Here is a 22,415-nt window from a genome sequence, read left to right as displayed (position 1 = left end):
CGGGACCGCTGGCAGTTCTTTAGGCGAGATGTTGCATGAGGGCGCCCTACCGTGAGGTGGGCCGTTCCCGGCCAGCGGTCCCGGATCAAGTCCGGGACGACGTCTACTACAACGCGCCTAATACAACGCGCTTATTACGGCACCCGCGCATCCAGTTCCGCCAGCCATACCGCCGCGCTGGCATCGGACGGCGCCCGCCAGTCTCCTCGCGGGCTGAGCGCGCCGCCGGAAGACACCTTCGGCCCGTTCGGGATCGCCGAGCGCTTGAACTGGCTGAACGCGAAGAAGCGGCGCAGGAACCTCTCCAGCCACGAACGGATCGTCGCGAGGTCGTATTCGTTCTTGCGCTCCTCCGGGAAACCGGCAGGCCAAGTGCCCGCCGCCGCGTCCTGCCAAGCATGGAGCGCCAGAAAGGCTACTTTCGAAGGCTTCTGCCCGAACCGCACGACGTGGTGCAGGAAGAAATCGTTCAATTCGTATGGCCCGATCTTCGCCTCGGTGCTCTGGATCGCGCCGTCCGCCCCGGCGGGCACCAGTTCGGGCGATATCTCGGTGCCAAGGATGGCCAGCAGCACCTGCTCGGTTTCGGCACCGAACTGGTCGGTGGTGGCGCACCAGCGGATCAGGTACTGGATCAGGGTCTTGGGCACGCCGGCATTGACCGTGTAGTGGCTCATCTGATCGCCGACGCCGTAAGTGCACCAGCCCAGCGCGAGTTCGGACAAGTCGCCGGTGCCGATCACGAAGCCGTCGTGCTGGTTGGCAAGGCGGAACAGGTAATCGGTACGAAGGCCCGCCTGCACGTTCTCGAACGTCACGTCATAGACCGGCTCTCCATTCGAGAACGCATGTCCGATGTTCTGGAGCATCGTCGTCGCCGTCGGGCGGATGTCGATCTCTTCCGCGGTGATTCCGACAGCCTTCATCAGCTTCCAGGCGTTGGATTTCGTGCCGTCGCTGGTGGCGAATCCGGGCATCGTGTAGCCGCGAATGAAAGTGCGCGGCAGGCCCAGCCGGTCGCAGGCGCGTGCGGCGACAATCAGGGCGTGGGTGGAATCGAGCCCGCCGGAAATGCCGATCACCATCGACTTGGCGCCCGTCGCCTCGATCCGGCGCATCAGGCCGTCGACCTGGATGTTGAACGCCTCGTAGCAGTCCGCATCCAGCTTGTCCGCGCGCGAGGGTACGAAGGGGAAGCGCGAGATCGGGCGGACCAAGCCGATATCGCCGCCCGCCGGAGCATGGCGGAACGGCACGGTGCGGAAAGTCTCGTCCGGCTTGCCCGCAGCCTCTGCGGCGTCGTTGAAAGTGGGCAGGCGCATGCGATCCATGACGATGCGATCCACGTCCACATCCGCCACGCAGAGCTCGGGATGGAGCGAAAAGCGTTCCGATTCGGCCAGGAGGTCGCCCAGCTCGTAGATCATGCCCTGGCCGTCCCAGGCGAGGTCGGTCGTGCTCTCGCCATGTCCGGCGGCGGAGTAGATATAGGCGGCGGCGGCGCGTGCCGATTGCGAACGACAGAGCATGTGGCGCTCGTCCGACTTGCCGATCACAATGTTCGAGGCCGAGAGATTGCACAGCACCGTCGCCCCGGCGAGCGCACCCAGCGAACTGGGCGGCGTGGCGGCCCAGATATCCTCGCAGATCTCGACGAAGAAGCGGAAGTTCGGCAGCACTTCCGAGGCGAAGACCAGATCGACGCCGAAGGGCACGTCCTGTCCGTTAACCCGGATCGCCTGCCCCTTCACCGCCTTGCCGCTGGCGAACCAGCGCTTCTCGTAGAACTCGCGGTAGTTGGGTAGGTAGGACTTGGGCACGACGCCCAGCAGCCGCCCATGCGCGATGGCCAGCGCGCAGTTGTAGAGCCGCCCCTTGTGCGGCAGCGCCGCGCCCACCAGCAGCACCGGCGACAGATCCGCGCTCGCCCGCACGATCTCGGCCACGGCGGCTTCCACCGCTTCGATCATGGCGGCCTGCAGGTGCAGGTCGTCGATGGCGTAGGAAGAGAGGCACAGTTCCGGGAAGACCAGCAGGTCCACATGCGCCTCATGCGCGCGCCGGGCCTCTGCCAGCACGGCGTCGCGGTTGAACGCGACGTCGGCGGTGCGGACTTTGGGCGTGGACGTGGCGACACGCACGAAGCCATGTTCGTGCATGGAATAAAAGGGATGTGCACTCATGGGAAAATCCCTGACAGGAACGAGAGCGAGAGGCAACTTCCCCTTGCCCTCGCCCGCGCCGCGCTTAAATGGCATGAGCATGCGCAGCCTCGACGACATCCGCGAAGAATACGAGTTTTCCGAAGGCGATGAACGCTATCGCCTGCTGATCGGCCTCGGCGCCGAACTCGATCCCATGCCCGACGCGCTGAAGACGGACGCCACCAAAGTGCGCGGCTGCTCGGCCAGCGTCTGGGTCTATCCGATGGCGCAGGACGACGGCACGCTGCACTTCCTGGCAGACAGCAACGCGGCCATCACCAAGGGCATCGTCTCGCTGGTGATCTCCGCCGTGCAGGACAAACCCGCCGCCGAAGTGGCACGGACCGACATCGCCGCCGCGCTGGAGCCGTTCGACCTCAAGAACCAGCTCTCGTCCAACCGCACCCAGGGCGTGCCGAACATGATCGCGCTGATCCGCGAAACGGCGGCGCGTTATGCGCAAGGCGCGGGAAGCGCCGGAGCCGCAGGAAACGCATGAAGCACGTCAGCCGCCACGCATGGATGGCGGCGGGGCTGTTCTTCGTTGCCCTTGGCACGATCGGAATCTTCCTGCCGGTGATGCCCACTGTGGTGTTCTACCTGCTGGCGGCCTGGTGCTTCGGCAAGAGCCATCCGGAATGGGCGGAGCGGCTCTACAACCACCCCCATTACGGCCACAACTTGCGCGAATGGCGCGACCGCCGCGCGATCAGCCGCAAGGGCAAGGTTTCCGCGATCCTGGCGATGAGTGCCTCGATCCCGTTCACCTGGTTCACCGTGGGCTGGCCCTGGGTGCTGATCCCGCTTGGCGTGCTGGCGGTGATCGGGCCGTGGATCTGGACGCGCGCGGAGTAAGCCGCAAAGAGCAACCGTCGTCCCGGACTTGATCCGGGACCGCTGGCCGTGAACGGCCCACCTCGCGGCAGGGCGCTCTCACGCAAGCTATCACCTGAAGAACTGCCAGCGGTCCCGGATCAAGTCCGGGACGACGATTCCCCTACTCCGACCATGTTTCTAATCCGGCGAAGTGCTACTCCACCGCCTCGCGCAGAACGGCAACGCCTTGCTCCCGCTGCTGCCGCAGTTCCCGCTTCAGCACCGCCGGATCGCGCGCGATCACGAAGCCGAAGCTCACCCCGCCCTCCTTGCCGATCGTGGCGTGGTGGAGCTTGTGCGCCTGCACCAGCCGCTTGGCGTAGCCGCGCTTGGGCACCCAGCGGAAATAGCGCTGGTGGACCAGGCCGTCGTGGATCAGCGTATAGATCACACCGTAGAGCAGCACGCCCAGACCGATCCAGGTTCCCGGCTCCCAGGCGTCCGAGCCCATGACCAGCGGCGCCCCCACGGCGAACATGGAAATGCTGATGGCCGCGCCGACCAGAGCGTAGAGATCATTCTTCTCCAGCAGATTGTCGTGCGGCTCGTGGTGATCGCGATGCCAGGACCAGCCGAAACCATGCATGATGTACTTGTGGCTGGCCCAGGCCACGAATTCCATGGCTGCGGCGGAAGCGAGCACGATCAAGGCGGCGGATAGGAAGGACATGGCGGCCTTCTAGCCTCCTCAACGGCAAATGTCAGGTGATCAGTGCCACGCCGAAGGCGCTGCGAAAGTCGGAATGCAGATGCAGCCGTGACGACGCAAGGTGGCACACGGCTGCCCTGCATTCCTTTTCTTTCAGGCGCCCTCTCCCGTTGGGTCGCAAGGTGCCTCTACAGGCCGATGCCTGAGACACTTAGTTACAAATGCCGACAGGACTGTGACCTCTCAGTCTTCTGGCGTTCATGTTCGGGCTTCTAAATCTGAATGCACGGAACAAACGCCGGAAACAGAAGGAAAAGTCCCATGCGCAAGATCACCCGTCTTATCGCTCCCGCCCTGGTTGCCGCGCTGGGCGTCGCAGCTGTCGCGCCCGGCATTGCCGAAGCTGCCGCACCCCACCGCGAAGCCGCCCGCATCACGCCGAATCGCGAGGCCAGGATCCGCTCCGACATCGCGGGACTGCGCAGCCAGATCGACCGCGCCGCCGCCCGCCGCACCATCAGCCAGCGCGAAGCCCAGCGTCTCCGCAACGAAGCCGTGCAGATCCAGCGTCTCCACACGACTTATGCGCGAGGCGGCCTGACCAGCCGCGAGGTCCAGACGCTTCAGAACAGGGTCGACCGCGTCCACGCCGCGCTCCGCGCCGAGCGGAACGACCGCAATGATCACCGCCGCTGATAGCGGCAAGCTCAAAGGCGCCGCTGATAGCGGCAAGTACGATGGCGCCGCTGATCGTGAAAAGCTGCGATTGGCCGCATAGCGAATAATGTTGCGCGAAAAGGCGCGCCGGTTCCCCTTGAATTGCGGGTCCGGCGCGCCTAATCGCGCTTTCACCATGACCACGAAACCGCGCACCCTCTACCAGAAGATCTGGGACGCCCACGTCGTCGACACCCGAGACGACGGAACCAGCCTCATCTATATCGACCGTCACCTCGTGCACGAAGTGACGAGCCCGCAGGCTTTCGAAAGCCTACGCGTGGCCGGTCGTCCGGTGCGCCGCCCCGATCTTACGCTTGCGGTTCCCGACCACAACCTGCCCACCACCGCGCGCAAGGACGCCGAAGGGCGTGTCCTGCCGATCACCGATCCCGAAAGCGCGCAGCAGCTTGCCGCGCTGAAGCGGAACGCGCCCGAATTCGGCGTGCGCTACATCGACGCCACCGATGCCGAACAGGGCATCGTCCACGTCGTCGGTCCCGAGCAGGGCTTCTCCCTGCCTGGCGCCACGATCGTCTGCGGCGATAGCCACACCGCCTGCCACGGCGGCATCGGCGCACTGGCATTCGGCATCGGCACCAGCGAAGTCGAACATGTCCTCGCCACGCAGACCCTGCTGCTCAAGCAGTCGAAGAGCTTCGAGGTCCGCGTGGACGGCCAGCTTGGCGCAGGGGTGACGCCCAAGGACGTGGTCCTTCATATCATCGGCGTGATCGGCACCGCCGGCGGCACCGGCTATGTGATCGAGTTCCGCGGCAACGTGTTCGAGGAAATGTCGGTCGAAGGCCGCCTCACCGTCTGCAACATGGCCATCGAGGGCGGCGCCCGCGCCGGCCTGATCGCGCCGGACGAGACCACGATCGCCTATGTCGAAGGCCGCCCCTATGCGCCCAAGGGCGACGATTGGGACAAGGCCGTGGCCTGGTGGAACAGCCTTGCCACCGACCAGGGCGCTACGTTCGACAAGACCGTCTCGATCCGCGCCGAGGATATCCAGCCGACCGTCACCTGGGGCACCAGCCCCGAGGATACGTCCGCGATCGGCGGCGTGGTCCCCGCGCCGGAAGACTTCGCCGACGCCTCCAAGCGTGACGCGGTGAAGGTCAGCCTCGACTACATGGGCCTGACGCCCGGCACCCGCCTCACCGACGTGGAAGTGCAGAACGTCTTCATCGGTTCGTGCACCAACAGCCGCATCGAGGACATCCGCGCCGCCGCCGCCGTGCTCAAGGGCCGCCACAAGGCGGACAACGTGAAGTGGGCGATCGTCGTCCCCGGCTCGGGCCTGGTCAAGGCGCAGGCCGAGGCCGAGGGACTGGACAAGATCATCGTCGAGGCGGGCCTGGAATGGCGCGAACCGGGCTGCTCGGCCTGTCTCGCCATGAACCCCGACAAGGTTCCGGCCGGGGAGCGCTGCGCCTCGACCAGCAACCGCAACTTCACCGGCCGCCAGGGCCCCGGCAGCCGAACCCACCTGATGAGCCCCGCCATGGCCGCCGCCGCCGCGGTTACCGGCAGGCTCACCGATGTGCGCGAACTGGTAGGATAAGCACGACATGTCGAACGATTCGGAAAACAACCTGGCCGGCAAGGCCGCTCTCGCCGCCGGCGCCGCCATCGGTTCCGCTGCTATCGCCGCGGCGATGCTGTTCGTGAAGCGCCGCAAGGCGCGCGCCAGCGAAAAGCCGCTCCACCCCGAACACGCACCCGAGACCGATTGATGCAGGCGATCTCCCACGTTGCCGGACGGGCCATCCCGTTCGGCCGCAAGAACGTCGACACCGACGTCATCATCCCGGCGCACTGGCTCAAGACCATCACCCGCGAAGGCCTCGGCAAGGGCGCTTTCGAGGCGGTGAAGAAGGAAGAGGGCAACGTGTTCGAGAACCCCGAGTTCTCGGGCGCGCCGATCCTGATCGCGGGCGACAACTTCGGCTGCGGCTCCAGCCGCGAACATGCCGCCTGGGCCCTGCTCGACATGGGCGTGACCAGCGTGATCGCGCCCAGTTTCTCGGACATTTTCTCGGGCAACGCCTTCAAGAACGGCATCCTTACCGTGGCGCTGCCGCAGGAAGCGATCGACCGTCTGATGGAAGTGGCGCAGACCGATCCGATCGAGATCGATCTGGAGACCCAGACCGTCACCACGCGTTTCCAGGACCGCTACAGCTTCGAAATCGACCCCTTCCGCAAGCACTGCCTGCTGGGCGGGCTGGACGAAGTGGGCCTGACCATGGCCCAGGGCGATGCGATCGCGGCCCACGAAGCGAAGGCGCGCGACGCGCTGCCGTTCCTGGCAAAGGCACCCGCGACGGCCTGAAGACCCGTCCTGATATCCCGTCGTCCCGGACTTGATCCGGGACCGCTGGCCGTGAACAGCCCACCTCGCGGCAGGGCGCTCTCAAGCAAGCTACCGCCTCAGGAACTGCCAGCGATCCCGGATCAAGTCCGGGACGACGGACAAATCTCCATTGCCCCGACCCGCTTCGCCCCCTATCGGCAGGATGAAGTCCTAATCCGAGGGTATCCGATGACGAGTTTCCAGGATCGCGAACGCGGCGAAGAGGCCAAGTTCGTGCATGATGCAGACACCCAGTTTCGCATCCAGGCGCGCCGCAACCGTCTGCTGGGCGAATGGGCCGCCGCGCGTATGGGCCTTTCTCAGGCCGAAACCGAAGCCTATGCCAAGGCCGTGGTCCAGGCCGACTTCGAAGAAGCCGGCGACGAGGACGTGATCCGCAAGCTGCTGGGCGACCTGATCGCCGCCGGCGTCGATGCCTCCGAACCCGAAATCCGCACCGCGCTCGAAGAAAAGCAGGTCGAGGCGCGCCGCGCCTTCCTGGGCTGATAGCCCGCCGCTTCAAAGGAATCTGCCATGGCGATGCCCGCCAGTGAAATCGAAGCCATGATCCGCGCCGCCCTGCCCGACGCGACGGTCGAGATCACCGATCTTGCAGGAGACGGCGACCATTACGCCGCGCGCGTCACCAGCGCGGCTTTCGCGGGCAAGCCTCGCGTGGCCCAGCACAAGATGGTCTACGAAGCGCTGGGCGGCCGCATGGGCGGCGTGCTCCACGCCTTGCAACTCACCACCGCCGTCCCCAATTGATGTCGGCACATTCTGAAGGTTTTAGCGAAATGTCCGACGTCAACGCCCGTATCGACGCGATTGTAAAGAACAACGACATCGTCCTGTTCATGAAGGGCACGCCGCTGTTCCCGCAGTGCGGCTTCTCCAGCCGCGCGATCGCCATCCTCGAACAGCTTGGCGCGCCCTATGAAAGCGTCGACGTGCTTCAGGACATGGAAATCCGCCAGGGCATCAAGGCCTATTCGGATTGGCCCACGATCCCGCAGCTCTACGTGAAGGGCGAATTCGTCGGCGGCAGCGACATCATGATGGAGATGTACGAGGCGGGCGAACTGCACCAGCTCTTCATCGATACCGGCCTTGCCACCCAGGGCTGATCGGCGCCATTGCAAGCAATTCCGAAGCGTCCGGGGGCAACCTCGGGCGCTTTTTCATGGCAGCGTGTAGGGAAGCGGCTCGGGTGAGACGGGGCCGGGAGACATTCGGCCCCGTCTCGATCGAGAATACTCGAGGGTACGTTATCCTATAAGCACGAGGCGTGCCAATTGCGGAATAGCGCCAAATTCCGCAGTTTTCCCGGGATGCCCGAGCACCGCGCCCATAAAACTGTAAAGCATACCGACAGGTGCGATGCGTTGCCGATATGGCCAATACCCCGCACGATTACGCTTGCCTCTCCCGGTGGGCCACGCAAACTCGCGTCATGACCCTCTATGCTCCCAGCAACGATCCCATGCCCGCGGACGGCCCGCAGGTCGTGCCCGCGGCGACTCTCGTGATCTTCCGCAACGCTGCCGACGGCGGGCCTCCCGAACTGCTGATGGTCCAGCGCGCCCGCGAAATGCGCTTTGCCGGCGGTGCGGCGGTCTTCCCCGGCGGCCGCGTCGATCCCGCCGATCGTGAGCTGGCCGCCGCGCTCCTGCCGGATGAGCCCATCGAACTGGCCGCCGCTAGGATAGCGGCCATTCGCGAGACCCTGGAAGAAACCGGGCTGATGGTCGCGACCCACCAGCCGGTCAGCGCTGCGGAAGCGGCAGGCGCGCGTCTCATGCTGCTGGAACAGGGCGCTCTTGGCCCGGTGCTCGGGCATTTCGGCTGGACGCTCGCGCCCGAACGGCTCGTGCTCTATGCCCACTGGTGCCCGCCATGGGACAAGGGGTTCGATACGCGGTTCTTCGTAACAGACCTGGGCACCGGCGCCGTCGACGTGACCGTGGACGCCACCGAAAACACCCGGCTGTTCTGGGCCAGCGCCGCGCAGGCGCTCGACATGGCGGATCGGGGCGAGATTGCCGTGATCTTCCCCACGCGCCGCAACCTGGAACGGCTTGCCCGCTTCGCCAACCACGAGGAGGCGCTAGCCGATATCCGCCGTCATCCGGTGGAACGCATCCATCCTCGGATCGAGACGGTCGAGGGAGAGGAATGGCTGCTGATTCCGGATGGCCATGGCTATCCGGTGCGCGGGCAACTCAGGGCCAAAGCCGATCGCGGCTGATCCGCGACCGGCCTTGCCTTCAGGTCAGGCCGGCTCGGGAACGGCGTCCGGCCCTTCCACCTTGGGCCCGGTCGCCGCGAACAGGCCCAGTATGACAGCCAGTACGAAGAAAACCGTCATCGCCTTGATCGCCGGGTCGTAGCTGCCGGTGAGCGTGAAGGCCTTGGCCGATCCGATCACGGCCGAGGCGATGAACGGCAGGCCGATCAACGTGTTCAGCCCGAAGCCGCGGCTGTAGCTGGCCTGCCCGAAGGTGTCGGAAAGACCGCGACCCAGCGTGGGAATCGCACCGACACCGTGCATGCCGATCAGGCCCACGACCACGGCCGCAACGGCGAACGACGGATGAAGCAGCAACACCGCCCACAGCATCGCGCAGTTGAAACCGATAAGCGCCAGCGAGCGACCACCGCCGAGCTTGTCTGCCAACCATCCGAAGATGATCGATCCGGCGAACCCGGCGAGCGACATGATCGACTGGAGCTGCGCGGATTCCGCACGCGTAAAGCCCCAGGATTCACCCATGGGCACCAGCAGCGAGCCGAGCATGATGGAACTTGTCATGCTCGCCACCGCCGCCAGGCAAAGCGCCCAGAACCGAGGCGCGGCGAGCAGTTGGGCGACACTGAGCGATCCGTCCGACGTGCGCCGATCGGGGGAAACCGGGGCTTCGGTCTCCCTGCCGGGCGGGTGGTCGATTGCCATCAGGCTGAGCGGGATCAGGATCGCGGCGGTGACGAGGCCGATGGTGAGGTAGAGCGTGGTCGGCGCGATGCCATCCAGCATGTTGTGCAGCAGCCACGGCATGATCGCGATGACCACCGGCAGGTGAACGATGCCGAGCGCGAGCCCGCGATTGCCGTGGAACCAGCGCGTGACCAGCGTGGCCGGTCCGATCGATCCGGCAAGGCTCAATGCAGGCCCGAAGAACAGCCCATAAGCCACCAGATAAAGCGCGTAGCTCTGGGTGAAGGCCAGCACGACATATCCGCCCGCCGCCAGCACCGATCCGGCCAGCAGCAGCAGTCGCAAGGAAATCCTCGCGATCAGCACCCCCACGAACGGAGCCAATATCGATGACCCCACCAGCACCAGGGGGATACCGGCAGCGGCAGCCTCCGCGCTGACGCCGAGGCGCTGCTCGACCGAAGCCAGCATGATCCCGAAGGATCCCATGATCGTGCCGATGATCAGATTGTGCGCCACCCCGGCGATGACGCCCATGCGAATTGCCAGAGGGTGATTCGGAATATCCGGCGTATCGCCGGCTGCATGTGCCATGGTTCTCTCCCGGATGGCGAAGTGCCGGCTTTTCGCCGTGCATGTCTTTGCCGGGAGGATACGTGGCCGATGACCGGGCGCGAGAATATTGCTCCCACGACCAGAAAATAACGCCGGGGCGAAGCTGCGCTTCGTCTGGAAAATGCCTCAGGCATTCTCGTTGCGGCACCAGCCCACGCCCCCACCCGACCACCCAACGGTAGTATCCTGCGGGTGGTCGGGTGGGGGCGTGGGCTGGTGCCGCGAAATTCGCATTTCGCGAATTTCAAAATAGCCTTTAACCGACCGCGCGCCGATCGGGCGTGAACGTCGCGTGGAGCCGAACGAGATGGTCGACCACGGGCGCGTAGAGCGGGCGGTCGAACTCGATGCCCGCGAAGTCCCCGCTGATCCAGCGGACGATGCCGGTAAGGCCTTCCAGCCCTTGGGGGCGAATCACCACGCGCATGCCCACGCGAAAGAACGGCCCGGCCATGTGGAGGCAGCAGCCTTCGGTAGTGATGTCGGAAATCTCGCCCCGGTCGCGCAAGCCGCTGGCCGTGCGGCATTGTGCCGCCAGCGAAACCGGCTGTCGGCGAGATCGGCGCTGGAGAAAGGGGCGGTCCATGATCCGGTTATGCCGCAAACCGGTTGATCAACCCTTAAGTCGCCTCTTCGACGGCCGGCGCTTCATCGTGCTTCCGGGCCAGCCGTTTGGCCAGCACGGCGCAGACCATCAGCTGGATCTGGTGGAAGAACATCAGCGGCAGGATCACGGCGCCCACTTGCGCCGCCGGGAACAGCACGCCGGCCAGCGGGACGCCGGTGGCCAGGCTTTTCTTGGAGCCGCAGAACAGGATCACCAGACGATCCTCGTGCCGGAAGCCCAGCAGGCGGCCCAGCACATTGCCGATCACCATGATGGCGGCCAGCAGCGCCAGCGACAGGACCGCGATCAGCGCCAGCTCGGCCGGCGTCACCTTCTGCCACAGGCCCTCCAGCACCGCCGCGCCGAATGCCGTATAGACTACCAGGAGGATCGAGCCGCGATCGGTATAGCCGATCACTTTCTTGTGACGCTGCACGAAGCCGCCGATCCACGGCCGCAGCAGATGCCCGGTCACGAAGGGCAACAGCAGTTGCAGCGATATCGAAACGATCGGATCGGTCGAGAAGCCCTGCGCGCTGCCGGTGATGAACAGCGCCGTGAGCACGGGCGTGACGAAGATCCCGGCGAGGTTCGAGAACGAGGCGCTGCACACCGCCGCCGCCACATTCCCGCCTGCTATCGCGGTGAAGGCGATCGAGGACTGCACGGTGGAGGGCAGCAGGGTGAGGAACAGCATGCCCGTGCCCAGCGAGGGTTCCAGTCCGGGAATGGCCCTGATGCCAAGCCCCAGCAGGGGGAAGATCACGAAGGTCAGGCAGCCGACCGTCAGGTGCAGCTTCCACGCTCGCGCGCCTTCGAGGATCGCCTCCCGCGAGAGCTTGGCGCCGTGCAGGAAAAACAGCAGCGCGATGGCGGCGTCGGTCACACCGCCCGCGAGTCCCGCCCAGACGCCACGCGCCGGCAGCACGGAGGCCAATCCGACGGTCGAGAGCAGCATCAGGAGGTAGGGATCGATGTTCAGCCGGGCGAGAAAGCGATTCATGCGCTCTCCCTAGGCTCTCGCGCTCCTCGGCAAAACCCGCAACCGAGCCTCGCCCATGCAAAAACCGCAAGAACAATAAGATGTGGCGCGCCCGACAGGGTTCGAACCTGTGACCCCAAGCTTAGAAGGCTCGTGCTCTATCCAGCTGAGCTACGGGCGCGCGTCGCGCCTCCCATAGCGCGGTTCGCCGCTCGCGCAAACCGCATGGACGTCGCAAGTTGTGCTTTGCGGCATTGCGGCGACGGGTTACGCACAGCCGATGAGCGAAGCAGACCCTATCGGCCCCGATTTTTCCGGCTCCGGTTCTTCCGGACCAGGCACTCTTGCCCGCATCGACGGCCTCGCCGGGGCGCGACGCCACTTCCGCTACTTCGATTACATGCTGGTCGCCTTCGTGGTAATCCTGCTGCTCTCCAACCTGATCGGCGCGGCCAAGCAGGCGCAAGTCGACTTTCCCCTCGTCGGCCCGGTCACGTTCGGCGCGGGCGTGCTGTTCTTTCCGGTGTCCTACATCATCGGCGACGTGCTGACCGAGGTCTACGGCTATGCCAACGCCCGCCGCTGCATCTGGGTGGGCTTCTTCGCGCTGCTGTTCATGGTGCTGATGAGCGTGGTGGTCGTCGGGATTCCCGCCAATCCCGAATGGGCGCTCGCCTCGGCAACCTACACGGTCGCCGGCCAGCAGGTGACGGCGCCGAACCAGGCCGCCTACTACGCGATCTTCGGGCAGACCCCGCGTATCGTCTTCGCTTCCGTCTGCGCGTTCTGGGCCGGCGAGTTCGTCAATTCCTTCGTGCTGGCGCGGATGAAAGTCTGGACCAAAGGCAAACACTTGTGGACCCGCACCATCGGATCGACGGTGTTCGGACAGGGCGTGGACAGCGCGCTGTTCTACCCCCTCGCCTTCCTTGGCGTCGCCGGGTTCACGCCGCATTCAATCGCCTTGTTGGCGTTGACGCAGTGGCTGATCAAGACCGGATGGGAAGTCGTGCTCACGCCCCTGACTTACGCCGTCGTCGGCTGGCTCAAGCGGCGCGAGGGCGTGGACGTGTTCGACAGCAACGTGGACTTCTCGCCTTTCGCGAAGACGGGCAGACCGGCCGCAACGCCATAATAAAGCGCGCCTTCGGCTTGGCATGACCCGCCCACCCCGTTAGGTCCGCGCCGACCATGCTCGATCGCATCCTCCTGTCCCGTTTCCGCAACCATCGCGAAACCGCGGTGGACGGCACGGCGCAGTTCAATCTCTTGGTCGGCGAAAACGGCGCGGGCAAGACGAACGTGCTCGAAGCCATATCGCTGCTTTCGCCCGGACGGGGACTGCGCCGCGCCGGGCTGGGCGACATGCCGGGTCAGCAGTTCGACGGCGGCTTCGCGGTCAGCGCCGCGCTTCTCGTGGAAGGAGAAGAGCCGGTGCAGCTCGGCACCGGCGTCCTGCCCGAGCGACCGGGGCGGCGGCTGGTCCAGATCAACGGAGCCGAAGCGCCCGCCGTGCGGCTGGCGGAATGGATGTCGATCGGTTGGCTGACCCCGGCGATGGACCGGCTCTTCGTGGAGGGCGCCGGCGCGCGGCGCCGGTTCCTCGACCGGCTGGTGCTGGCCGTCCGCCCCGATCACGCCGGCAATGCTACTCGTCTCGAGAATGCGCTGCGCGAACGCAATCGCCTGCTGTCGGACGACATGCCCCCAGACCCGCGCTGGCTCGATGCGATCGAAATGCAACTTGCCGAGGCCGGATCGATGGTCGCCATGGCGCGCGCCGATCTGGTCGAAAAGCTGGAGCACACGCTGGCCGCCTTGCCGGAATCGCCGTTCGCGCGGCCTTCGCTCGCCTATCAACCGGGCGGGCCGATCGAAACCGAGGCTCTCATCCGCGCGCTTCGCGAAGGCCGCGCGCGGGAGCGCGCCGCGCAGCGCACCCTGACCGGGCCGCATCGCGACGAGATTCGCGTCACGCTTTCAGGCAAAGGCCAGCCCGCCGCCGACTGCTCGACCGGCGAGCAGAAGGCGATGCTGATCGCGATCACGCTGGCCCACTCCCAGCTTCTGGAAGGCGGCGCGGAGCAGCGCCCACGCCTGCTGCTGCTGGACGAAGTGGCCGCCCATCTCGACCCGCTGCGCCGCGAGGCCCTGTTCGACCGCCTCCGGGCAGGCTCCGCGCAAGTCTGGCTGACCGGCACGGAACTGGCGCCGTTCGATGCCATCGCCAAGGAGGCAGCCGTCTGGGAGGTCAGCTCGGGCTCGGTCCGCCGCTTAAGTTAGGAAGCGCCTCCACCACATCGTCCACCGTCGCGCTGACGATCGCGTCGATGCCCAGTGCGGTCGGGTGGACGTGGTCCTGCTGCATCAGGTCCGGCTTGTCGATCACCGGCTGAAGGAAGAACGGCACCAGCGTTGCCCCGTATTTCTGGGCGAGCTGGGGATAGATCGGATTGAACTTTTCCGCATAGTCCTTGCCCAGATTGGGTGCGGCCATCATGCCGAGCAGGACGATGCGAATGTTATCGCCCTTCAGCCGCTTGAGCACGTCCTCCAGGTTTCGGCGTGTCTCGGCAGGCGGCAGCGAACGCAGCATGTCGTTGCCGCCCAGGCTGACGATCGCGAGTTCCGGTTTCGGGGACTGGCTCTTCAACGTGAAGTCCAGCCGCTCCAGCCCCGCCGCCGTGGTATCTCCGGAAACGCCGGCATTGGCGATCTTCGCGTTCACCCCGCGCGCGCGCAGCGCCTGTTCGAGCCGGTCGGGGTAGCTTTCGCCGTCATCAAGGCCGTAGCCTGCCAGCAGCGAATCCCCGAATGCCAGGATCGGTCGCTCCGGCCCCATGACGGGAATCGCGGGCGGCGCATCGACGGCGCCTTGCGTCTGCTCCGACGCAGCCGAAGCCGCTCTATCTGCTCCCCTGTCGCAGGCGCCGAGCAGGACGGGCAGCAGCAGCGCGGGAACCAGCAGGACTTTCGCGTGAGCGTGCAAGGCTTTCTCCTTGAAAAACGGGGTTTCGCCTCGCCATATGGGGCCTGTGAACGATCCTTCCCAGCCCCCCGCCCCGTCAATTCTCGCGCAGGACCTGCGCCTCACCCTCGGCAGCGGCGACAGCGCGGTCGAAATCCTCAAGGGTATCGACCTCGTCGTGCCCCGCGGCCAGACCGTGGCCCTGCTCGGCCCCTCGGGCTCGGGCAAGTCCTCGCTGATGTCGGTTCTTTCCGGGCTGGAGCGGGCGAGTTCGGGATCGCTGAGCGTTGCCGGAGAGGATTTCGCGGCCATGGACGAGGACGCGCTGGCCCGCGCGCGGCGCGGACGGATCGGCGTGGTGCTCCAGGCATTCCACCTCCTGCCGACGATGACCGCTGTCGAGAACGTGGCCACCCCGCTGGAACTGGCCGGAATGGCCGACGCCCGCGAGCGGGCCGAGGCGGAACTGGCCGCCGTCGGGCTCGGCCATCGCCTTTCGCACTATCCCGCGCAGCTTTCCGGCGGCGAACAGCAGCGCGTGGCGATCGCCCGCGCGCTGGCCCCGCGCCCCTCGCTGGTCTTCGCCGACGAACCGACCGGCAATCTCGATGCCGCCACCGGCGCCACGATCGTCGACCTGCTGTTCACCCGCCGCGCCGAGGCGGGGGCGACCCTGCTCATCATCACCCACGATGAAAGCCTCGCCCATCACTGCGAGCGCGTGGTGACTCTGGCCGATGGCCGGATCGCGAGCGACCGACTTGCCTGACCAATCGCCTGCTTCGACGCTCGGCCCCCACCTGCCCAGTGACGCGCTTCCCTGGAGTACCGCCTGGAAGCTGGCCCGGCGCGATCTTTCGGCGCGGTTCAAGGGCCTGCGTCTGCTGCTGGTCTGCCTGTTCCTGGGCGTCGGCGCGCTGGCCGCCATCGGTACGCTGACCGGCTCGATCGAGCGCGAATTGACGACGCGCGGGCGTGAGGTGCTGGGCGGCGACATCGAACTCAAGACCTGGCAGCGCAGCCTGTCGGACAAGGAAATCTCCGCGCTCGCCCGCTATGGCAAGGTCTCGGCGGGGCTGCGCCTGCAGGCCATCGCGCGCAAGGGCGACCTCACGGCACCCGTGGCGTTGAAGGCGGTGGACGTGCATTGGCCGCTCTATGGCCGCCTGGAACTCAAGGACGGCCGCAAGGTCGGCGCGCCGCCACAAGGCGTGGTCTGGCTGTCGGAAGGGACGGCCGCGCGCCTTGAGGTGAAACCGGGTGATACCGTGTCCCTCGGCGGCGTGGACCAGCGGGTCGGCGGCGTGATCGCCAGCGATCCGGAAAAGCTTTCCGAAGGCTTCGCGCTGGGCGACACCGCGATTTCGACGCTCGACTTGCCTGAACTCGCGGGGCTGACCCAGCCGGGCGCCATGTATCGCAGCGCCACCCGCGTGCGCTTCGCCGATCCGGTCCGCGATCCGGACACCGTGGTCGATACGCTCAAGAAGCGCTTCGGCGACGACGCCTTCGACGCCCGCACCCGCAACGCGGCATCGCCCTCCACGCAGCGCTTCATCAGCCGGATGGGCCAGTTCCTTGCGCTGGTGGGCCTGGCGGCGCTGGTCATCGCCGGGATCGGCATCGGCGGCGGGGTATCCTCTTATCTGGAAGCGCGGCGCAGCTCGATCGCGACGCTCAAGGTGCTCGGCGCCACGAGCCGCGACATCGCGCGAATCTATCTGCTGCAAGTGGGCGCGGCGGCGCTTGTCGGCAGTGTCGCCGGGCTCGTGGCGGGTGTGCTGGTGACGCCGCTGCTGGCGCAGGCGCTGGGATCGCTGCTTCCGGTCGATACGGGGTTCACGATATCGCCTGCCGCGCTGGCCACGGCTGCGGCCTATGGCCTGCTGGTGGCGCTGATCTTCGCGGCGCCGCCGCTTGCAAGGGCGCGCAGCTTCCCGGCAATGGCGCTGATGCGCGCACAAGTGGCGCCGCTGGCGGCGAAACGCCGGGCCTGGCTTCTGCCCGTCGGCCTCGGCCTCGCCGCCGTGGTCGCCCTGGCGCTGCTCAACGCAGCCCAACCCCTGGTGACGCTGGGCTTCCTGGCCGGCGCCGCGCTGATGCTCGCCTTGCTGGCGCTGATCGGGCTCGGCATCCGGCAGCTCGCCGCGCGCCTGCCCCGCCCGCGCGACCCCATGCTGCGCGCGGGCCTCGCCAACCTCCACCGTCCCGGCGCCCAGACCGGCGCGCTGGTGACGGCGCTGGGCTTCGGCCTTTCCGCCTTCGTGCTGATCGCCGCCGTCCAGACCAGCCTCGACGCCAACATCCGCAAGACCGTGCCGGCCCGCGCCCCAGCCTTCTTCCTGCTCGACGTTCCGAAGGACAAGGCCGGTGAACTGCGCCAGATCGCCGGACGCGAGATGCCCGGCGCGATCGTGCGGACGGTGCCGAACATGCGCGGCCGCATCCTCGCCTATGGCCCGAAGGACCGCATGACCCGCGTATCGGATTTGAAGGAAATTCCCGAGGACGCCTGGGCCCTCAAGGGCGAGCGCGGACTGACCTATTCGGCCAAGGTGCCAGAAGGCAGCACCGTCACCTCCGGCCGCTGGTGGCCTGCCGACCACGCCGGAGAGCCGCTCGTCTCAGTCGACGAGAAGTTCGCGCAGACGATGGGCCTGAAGGTGGGAGACTACCTGACGATCGGCCTGCTCGGCGTGGAGCGCACTGCAAGGATTGCCGCGCTGCGCCGGATCGACTGGGACACGCTGGGCTTCAACTTCGTGCTGGTGTTCTCGCCCAACGCGCTGGCGGATGCGCCGCACAATCTGGCAGCGACCATCGAGGCTCCGGACGGAAAGGCTTCAGGCGGACAGGATTCGAGCCGGCTGCTGCCCCGCCTCGCCCGCGCCTTCCCGTCAAGCTCGGTGATCGAAACCGGCACCGTGCTGCGCGACGCGCGCGATCTGCTGGACCAGATGACGCTGGCCATTCTCGCTGCCGCCTCGGTAGCCGTGCTGGCGGGTCTTGCGGTGCTGTTCGGCGCGATCGCGGCGGCACGCGCCAGCCGCACTTACGACAACGTGATCCTGCGCGTGCTGGGCGCCAGCCGGGGCCAGCTCCTGCTGCTTCAGGTCGCGGAGTACGGGCTGATCGCTGCGGTACTCGCCGTGGTCGCGCTCGGTGCGGGCAGCGCCATGGCCTGGGCGGTGATCGTCAAGCTGTTCGAGTTCGACTGGTTGCCCGATTGGCCACGCATCCTGGCCGTGCTCGGCGCCGGGATTGCCCTCATCCTGACGTTTGCCCTCGCCGGCTCGCTGCCGCTGCTGCGGGCGAAACCGGCAAGGGCATTGCGGGAGCTTTAAGCCCGGAACTTAAGCGAAGACTTCGGCGCCGGTGGGGTCGCGCGGGTCCATGCCGAAGCGGTTGGGGCCGGGCGTGCCGGGCAGGCAGGTGATGACGAACGAGGCGATCGTCGCGATCCAGCCAACGAACGGAATCACGCCGAGGACGATCAGGCCCAGATACCACCAGCCGCTCATGTCACGGTCGTGGAAGCGGCGCACCGCCACGGCGATGCTGGGGATGAAGACCGCAAGGCTGTAGATGCCCGCAAGACCGACGAGAACGAAGAAGCCGGCACCGAACAGGGCCGAGGGATCGCCGCCTTGTTCGAGCTGCTGGAAGGCGTCGAAGGAAAGCCCCAAGACCATTGAAATGCCCAGGATCACCGCGAAGACGATGAAGTTCAGCAGGGCGAAGCCCCAGTATTCGATCCGCAGCGAACGCCCCTTGAAGTCCGCGTAGCGCTTGAACGGCAGGATCATATATTCAAGCATAGTCTTTTCCCCTCTTGCTCAATGCCTTGCTAGATGGCGCGAGTATAAGCCGCGAAGCGAAGCGGGCAAGGCACGGAAATGTTCCGGCAAAACAGGAAAAAGGAAAAGGGACGAAAGCAGTTTGGAAATTCGCCGCAGGCGAATTTTGCGGCACCAGCCCGCGCCCCCACCCTACCTCCCATCGGTAGTATCCTGCGGGTGATAGGGTGGGGGCGCGGGCTGGTGCCGCTCTAAAACGCCCATACGGGGCATTTTTCAAGGAAAACGCGCAAGGAAAAGGGACGCGCGGGAAACCCTGCGCGTCCCTGACTGAGTTTGCGGTTCCTGCGTCTCCTCCCCTGCCGCCGGTTCCGCCTTGTCACGCTCCGGCTGTGCGCCGGTAACGCGCCGCCGCGCCATGACGGCGTGGCTGGATCTCGATTCCATGGATGACAAAGCCGGCCGACGGGAAACCCGTTGGGGAAAGCCTTTAGCATCCTCTCCCGGCGGCGGTGCACTTCTCGAGTCACCGTCTCGCCCTTGATTACGCAGCCGACACTAAGAGAATAATGCGCGCCGAACAATCACTCTTGCAGGCAATCAAGCGGCTAATTCGAAAGCATCTTCCGGATGTGACACAAGTGCCACAATTGCACGGAACGCCTTGCACGCTTGCCGAATTTGCCGGGATCGGTTAAGGGCGCGCCAATTTTGCGGCGCAGCATGCGCTGCTGGCCAACTCCTCGAACCGATAGGCAACGCATGTCCGCCCCGCTTCCCTTGCGCAATATCGCAATTATTGCGCACGTCGACCATGGCAAGACCACCCTTGTCGACCAGCTTTTCCGCCAGTCCGGCACGTTCCGTGAGAACCAGCGCATCGAAGAACGCGCCATGGACTCCAACGACCTCGAAAAGGAACGCGGGATCACCATCCTTGCGAAGCCGACTTCGATCGAGTGGAACGGCTACCGCATCAACATCGTCGACACCCCCGGCCACGCCGACTTCGGCGCCGAAGTCGAACGCATCCTCTCGATGGTCGACGGCGTCGTCCTGCTGGTGGACTCGTCGGAAGGCGCGATGCCGCAGACCAAGTTCGTCACCGGCAAGGCGCTGGGCCTCGGCCTGAAGCCGATCGTCGTCGTCAACAAGATCGACCGTCCCGACGGCCGTCACGCCGAAGTGCTGGACGAAGTGTTCGACCTCTTCGTCAGCCTCGACGCCAACGACGAACAGCTCGACTTCCCGACCCTCTACGCTTCGGGCCGCAACGGCTACGCCAGCTACGATCCGGACGCGCGCGAAGGCAACCTGACCCCGCTGTTCGAAAAGATCGTCGAGCACGTTCCCGCGCCCGATCTCGATCAGGACGCGCCGTTCTCGTTCCTCGCCACCCTGCTCGACCGTGACAACTTCATGGGCCGCGTCCTCACCGGCCGCGTCCAGTCCGGCACGCTGAAGGTCAACGACCCGATCCGCGCCATCGACGCCGACGGCAAGGTGATCGAAGTCGGCCGCGCCACCAAGGTGCTGTCGTTCCGTGGTCTGGACCGCGTTCCCGTGGAAGAAGCCCGCGCGGGTGACATCATCGCGCTGGCCGGCCTCGAGAAGGCCACCGTGTCGAACACCATCGCCGATCCCTCGGTTTCGGTGCCGATCAAGGCCCAGCCGATCGATCCGCCGACCCTGGCGATGCGATTCGCCGTCAACGACTCGCCGCTCGCGGGCCGTGAAGGCGACAAGGTCACCAGCCGCATGATCCGCGACCGCCTGATGCGCGAAGCGGAAACCAACGTCGCCATCCGCGTCACCGAATCGGCCGACCGCGACAGCTTCGAAGTTGCCGGTCGCGGCGAACTCCAGCTGGGCGTCGTCATCGAAACGATGCGCCGCGAAGGCTTCGAGCTGGGCATCAGCCGCCCGCGCGTGCTGTTCGGCACCGACGAAAAGGGCGGCCGCACCGAGCCGTACGAAACCGTCGTGATCGACGTGGACGACGAATTCTCGGGCACCGTCGTCGAGAAGATGCAGCGCCGCAAGGCCGAGCTTACCGACATGCGTCCTTCGGGCGCCGGCAAGACCCGCATCACCTTCTCGGCCCCTTCGCGCGGCCTGATCGGCTACCACGGCGAATTCCTTTCGGACACCCGCGGCACCGGCATCATGAACCGCCTGTTCGAGAAGTACGACGCGCACAAGGGCCCGATCGAAGGCCGCCAGAACGGCGTGCTGATCTCGAACGGCACCGGTGAAGCCGTCGGCTACGCGCTGAACAGCCTCGAAGATCGCGGCATCCTGTTCGTGAAGCCGCAGGAAAAGATCTATGAGGGCATGATCATCGGCGAAAACGCCAAGCCCGACGATCTCGAAGTGAACCCGATGAAGTCGAAGCAGCTGACGAACTTCCGTTCGACCGGCAAGGACGACGCCATCCGCCTCACCCCGCCCCGCGTGATGACGCTGGAGCAGGCGATCGCCTATATCGACGACGACGAAATGGTCGAAGTGACCCCGCAGTCGATCCGTCTGCGCAAGGCGTTCCTCGACCCGAACGAGCGCAAGAAGCAGAGCCGCAAGAAGGACTGATCCTTCCGGCGCTTCGGCGCCGTCGGCCAATCAGGAAAAAAGGGGCGGCAACCGCAGGGTTGCCGCCCCTTTCTCGTGTACTGGAGCCGTTTTCGGCCCTCTCCCAATCAGGGTATGGTAGGGATCAGAACTGGAACCCGACCGTCGCGCGCAGCGAGTGATACGAGAAGTTCTTGTTCGATCCCTTGATGCTCGTCGAGCCCGAATCGATCAGGAATGGATTGGTTGCCGGCGCGGTGCCGGGGCCGACTTCGACGCTGTACTTGTTGTCGTTGTAGCGGTTGTAGAGGTACTCAAGGCCAAGGCTGACGTTGCGGGCGACCATGATTTCGCCGCCGCCGCCGGCCTGCCAGCCCCAGACCAGCTTGTTGTTCCGCTGCGGATCGAACGAGTTCGCCGTGTTGGTGGTCAGGAAGGTGTGGTCGATCTTGGCGACGCCGCCACCGCCCGTCACATAGAACAGCGCGCCGCCGCCCGGCGTGTAGCCAGCACGCAGGCGGGCATTGAGGCCATAGTCGAGCTGGCGCTGGATCACATAGCTGGCGGGCGTGCTGCTGAAGCCGGACGTGGCGTCCTTGGCCTCGCTCTTCACGCCTTCCACGAGGCCGCCGAGCACGAAGTTGCCCATGCGCTTGTCGTAACCGAAGCGCACGCCGTATTCGGCGCCGTCCTTGTCGCTACGGCAACCGCCGTCAGGGGTCGCGCCCAGCGCGCGGCCGTTGCAGAAACCGGGAGCAAAGGCATTCGCCCCAGCAGCGGTGTTTACCGTATTGTCGTAACGGCCGTCACCGTCGGTATCGAAGCGCAGGCCGTCTCCACTGTCGTTCCCGCGAGTCGAAAGACCTCCGAACGCCTGGACATAGGGGCCGTCGAAGTGGCTGTTGCGCGCAGGGGTGTCGACGGCGATGGGCGCGGTGGCCGGGGCCGTATCGTCCTGCGCCATGGCCGGAACCGCAACGACGGCGACCGCGAGGCCGATTGCCGACGAAAGAAGGCGGGCAGTTTTCATGGTAATATCCCTGTCAAATTCATGCTTGGCTCTGCGTGAAGTTCAACCAGCGGATTTTGTTTCCTTTTCTGCGACGAACCGACGATGAATAGCAGATGGGCGGAG

The 22,415-nt window shown here is 65.9% G+C and carries 23 protein-coding genes and 1 tRNA gene; 15 read left to right on the top strand and 9 right to left on the bottom strand.

All coding sequences use genetic code 11. The features are described from left to right. Positions 1-134: 134 nt before the first annotated feature. Positions 135-2,183 (bottom strand): NAD(+) synthase, encoded by a 2,049-nt coding sequence (locus tag ACI3K3_RS14055; protein ID WP_404914668.1) that lies wholly within the window; start codon positions 2,181-2,183, stop codon positions 135-137. A 79-nt stretch (positions 2,184-2,262) separates the two neighbouring features. Here ACI3K3_RS14055 and ACI3K3_RS14050 point away from each other — a divergent pair, with 79 nt between their 5' ends. Both ACI3K3_RS14050 and ACI3K3_RS14045 read left to right on the top strand, forming a co-directional pair. Next, positions 2,263-2,703 carry a SufE family protein gene (locus ACI3K3_RS14050; RefSeq protein WP_404914705.1) on the top strand — a complete coding sequence of 147 codons (441 nt, stop codon included), beginning with the start codon at positions 2,263-2,265 and terminating at the stop codon, positions 2,701-2,703. Continuing rightward, on the top strand, positions 2,700-3,059 hold the full coding sequence (locus ACI3K3_RS14045; RefSeq protein WP_404914666.1) for a YbaN family protein: 360 nt from the start codon (positions 2,700-2,702) through the stop codon (positions 3,057-3,059). The genes ACI3K3_RS14050 and ACI3K3_RS14045 overlap by 4 nt, the downstream gene beginning before the upstream one ends. 175 nt (positions 3,060-3,234) lie before the next feature. Here ACI3K3_RS14045 and ACI3K3_RS14040 read toward each other — a convergent pair whose 3' ends face one another. Further along, a complete protein-coding gene (locus ACI3K3_RS14040; RefSeq protein ID WP_404914664.1) occupies positions 3,235-3,750 on the bottom strand; it encodes a sterol desaturase family protein in 516 nt (171 codons plus the stop codon). 300 nt (positions 3,751-4,050) lie between these two features. On the opposite strand from ACI3K3_RS14040, the gene ACI3K3_RS14035 reads away from it, so the two are divergent. The 8 genes from ACI3K3_RS14035 to ACI3K3_RS14000 all read left to right on the top strand — a co-directional run bounded on the left by ACI3K3_RS14035 (position 4,051) and on the right by ACI3K3_RS14000 (position 9,056). Continuing rightward, the gene (locus tag ACI3K3_RS14035; RefSeq protein WP_404914662.1) at positions 4,051-4,425 is read left to right on the top strand and encodes a hypothetical protein; all 375 of its coding nucleotides are present in this window, start codon (positions 4,051-4,053) and stop codon (positions 4,423-4,425) included. A gap of 157 nt (positions 4,426-4,582) precedes the next feature. Further along, positions 4,583-6,016 (top strand): 3-isopropylmalate dehydratase large subunit, encoded by a 1,434-nt coding sequence (gene leuC, locus ACI3K3_RS14030; protein ID WP_404914660.1) that lies wholly within the window; start codon positions 4,583-4,585, stop codon positions 6,014-6,016. 7 nt (positions 6,017-6,023) lie between these two features. Then, positions 6,024-6,188 carry a hypothetical protein gene (locus tag ACI3K3_RS14025; RefSeq protein ID WP_404914659.1) on the top strand — a complete coding sequence of 55 codons (165 nt, stop codon included), beginning with the start codon at positions 6,024-6,026 and terminating at the stop codon, positions 6,186-6,188. Next, a complete protein-coding gene (gene leuD, locus ACI3K3_RS14020) occupies positions 6,188-6,787 on the top strand; it encodes a 3-isopropylmalate dehydratase small subunit (RefSeq protein WP_404914658.1) in 600 nt (199 codons plus the stop codon). The genes ACI3K3_RS14025 and leuD overlap by 1 nt, the downstream gene beginning before the upstream one ends. Before the next feature lie 210 nt (positions 6,788-6,997). Beyond that, entirely contained in the window at positions 6,998-7,315 is a 318-nt protein-coding gene (locus ACI3K3_RS14015; protein WP_404914656.1) for a DUF1476 domain-containing protein, read from the top strand. Positions 7,316-7,342: 27 nt separating this feature from the next. Beyond that, a complete protein-coding gene (locus tag ACI3K3_RS14010) occupies positions 7,343-7,576 on the top strand; it encodes a BolA/IbaG family iron-sulfur metabolism protein (protein WP_021232330.1) in 234 nt (77 codons plus the stop codon). Positions 7,577-7,605: 29 nt separating this feature from the next. Next, positions 7,606-7,935: a Grx4 family monothiol glutaredoxin gene (gene grxD / locus ACI3K3_RS14005; RefSeq protein ID WP_313435741.1), complete on the top strand. Its 330-nt coding sequence runs from the start codon at positions 7,606-7,608 to the stop codon at positions 7,933-7,935. A gap of 326 nt (positions 7,936-8,261) precedes the next feature. Next, complete coding sequence (locus ACI3K3_RS14000; RefSeq protein WP_404914654.1) at positions 8,262-9,056, top strand: NUDIX hydrolase; 795 nt, start codon at positions 8,262-8,264, stop codon at positions 9,054-9,056. A 24-nt stretch (positions 9,057-9,080) separates the two neighbouring features. On the opposite strand, the gene ACI3K3_RS13995 is transcribed toward ACI3K3_RS14000, so the two are convergent. The 4 genes from ACI3K3_RS13995 to ACI3K3_RS13980 all read right to left on the bottom strand — a co-directional run bounded on the left by ACI3K3_RS13995 (position 9,081) and on the right by ACI3K3_RS13980 (position 12,128). Next, on the bottom strand, positions 9,081-10,337 hold the full coding sequence (locus ACI3K3_RS13995; RefSeq protein ID WP_404914652.1) for an MFS transporter: 1,257 nt from the start codon (positions 10,335-10,337) through the stop codon (positions 9,081-9,083). 277 nt (positions 10,338-10,614) lie between these two features. Further along, complete coding sequence (locus tag ACI3K3_RS13990) at positions 10,615-10,944, bottom strand: PilZ domain-containing protein (protein WP_404914650.1); 330 nt, start codon at positions 10,942-10,944, stop codon at positions 10,615-10,617. Positions 10,945-10,978: 34 nt separating this feature from the next. Next, positions 10,979-11,968 (bottom strand): bile acid:sodium symporter family protein, encoded by a 990-nt coding sequence (locus tag ACI3K3_RS13985; RefSeq protein ID WP_404914648.1) that lies wholly within the window; start codon positions 11,966-11,968, stop codon positions 10,979-10,981. 83 nt (positions 11,969-12,051) lie between these two features. Beyond that, positions 12,052-12,128: transfer RNA gene (locus ACI3K3_RS13980), tRNA-Arg, on the bottom strand. A gap of 219 nt (positions 12,129-12,347) precedes the next feature. Between ACI3K3_RS13980 and ACI3K3_RS13975 the strand changes: the two genes are divergently transcribed. Both ACI3K3_RS13975 and recF read left to right on the top strand, forming a co-directional pair. Then, positions 12,348-13,082, top strand: coding sequence for a queuosine precursor transporter (locus ACI3K3_RS13975; protein WP_404914703.1), 735 nt, complete (start codon positions 12,348-12,350; stop codon positions 13,080-13,082). A gap of 56 nt (positions 13,083-13,138) precedes the next feature. Then, positions 13,139-14,230 (top strand): DNA replication/repair protein RecF, encoded by a 1,092-nt coding sequence (recF, locus tag ACI3K3_RS13970; protein ID WP_404914646.1) that lies wholly within the window; start codon positions 13,139-13,141, stop codon positions 14,228-14,230. Here recF and ACI3K3_RS13965 read toward each other — a convergent pair. Next, a complete protein-coding gene (locus tag ACI3K3_RS13965; RefSeq protein ID WP_404914644.1) occupies positions 14,199-14,936 on the bottom strand; it encodes an arylesterase in 738 nt (245 codons plus the stop codon). The two genes, recF and ACI3K3_RS13965, sit on opposite strands and share 32 nt — an antisense overlap. Positions 14,937-14,973: 37 nt before the next feature. Between ACI3K3_RS13965 and ACI3K3_RS13960 the strand changes: the two genes are divergently transcribed. Continuing rightward, positions 14,974-15,684, top strand: coding sequence for an ABC transporter ATP-binding protein (locus ACI3K3_RS13960; RefSeq protein ID WP_404914642.1), 711 nt, complete (start codon positions 14,974-14,976; stop codon positions 15,682-15,684). Then, complete coding sequence (locus tag ACI3K3_RS13955; protein WP_404914640.1) at positions 15,653-18,259, top strand: ABC transporter permease; 2,607 nt, start codon at positions 15,653-15,655, stop codon at positions 18,257-18,259. Before ACI3K3_RS13960 ends, ACI3K3_RS13955 begins: the two co-directional genes overlap by 32 nt. Before the next feature lie 9 nt (positions 18,260-18,268). Here ACI3K3_RS13955 and ACI3K3_RS13950 read toward each other — a convergent pair whose 3' ends face one another. Next, on the bottom strand, positions 18,269-18,733 hold the full coding sequence (locus ACI3K3_RS13950) for a DUF805 domain-containing protein (RefSeq protein ID WP_404914638.1): 465 nt from the start codon (positions 18,731-18,733) through the stop codon (positions 18,269-18,271). A gap of 741 nt (positions 18,734-19,474) precedes the next feature. On the opposite strand from ACI3K3_RS13950, the gene typA reads away from it, so the two are divergent. Further along, positions 19,475-21,301, top strand: a complete 1,827-nt coding sequence (gene typA / locus ACI3K3_RS13945; protein WP_404914636.1) for a translational GTPase TypA — start codon at positions 19,475-19,477, stop codon at positions 21,299-21,301. Positions 21,302-21,425: 124 nt separating this feature from the next. On the opposite strand, the gene ACI3K3_RS13940 is transcribed toward typA, so the two are convergent. Continuing rightward, the gene (locus ACI3K3_RS13940; RefSeq protein WP_404914634.1) at positions 21,426-22,310 is read right to left on the bottom strand and encodes an outer membrane protein; all 885 of its coding nucleotides are present in this window, start codon (positions 22,308-22,310) and stop codon (positions 21,426-21,428) included. Positions 22,311-22,415: the final 105 nt, after the last annotated feature.

Origin of the sequence: Novosphingobium sp. ZW T3_23 (assembly GCF_044987305.1) — a bacterium.
Taxonomy (GTDB): Bacteria; Pseudomonadota; Alphaproteobacteria; order Sphingomonadales; family Sphingomonadaceae; genus Novosphingobium.
This window is presented reverse-complemented; position numbering and strand designations above follow the sequence as displayed.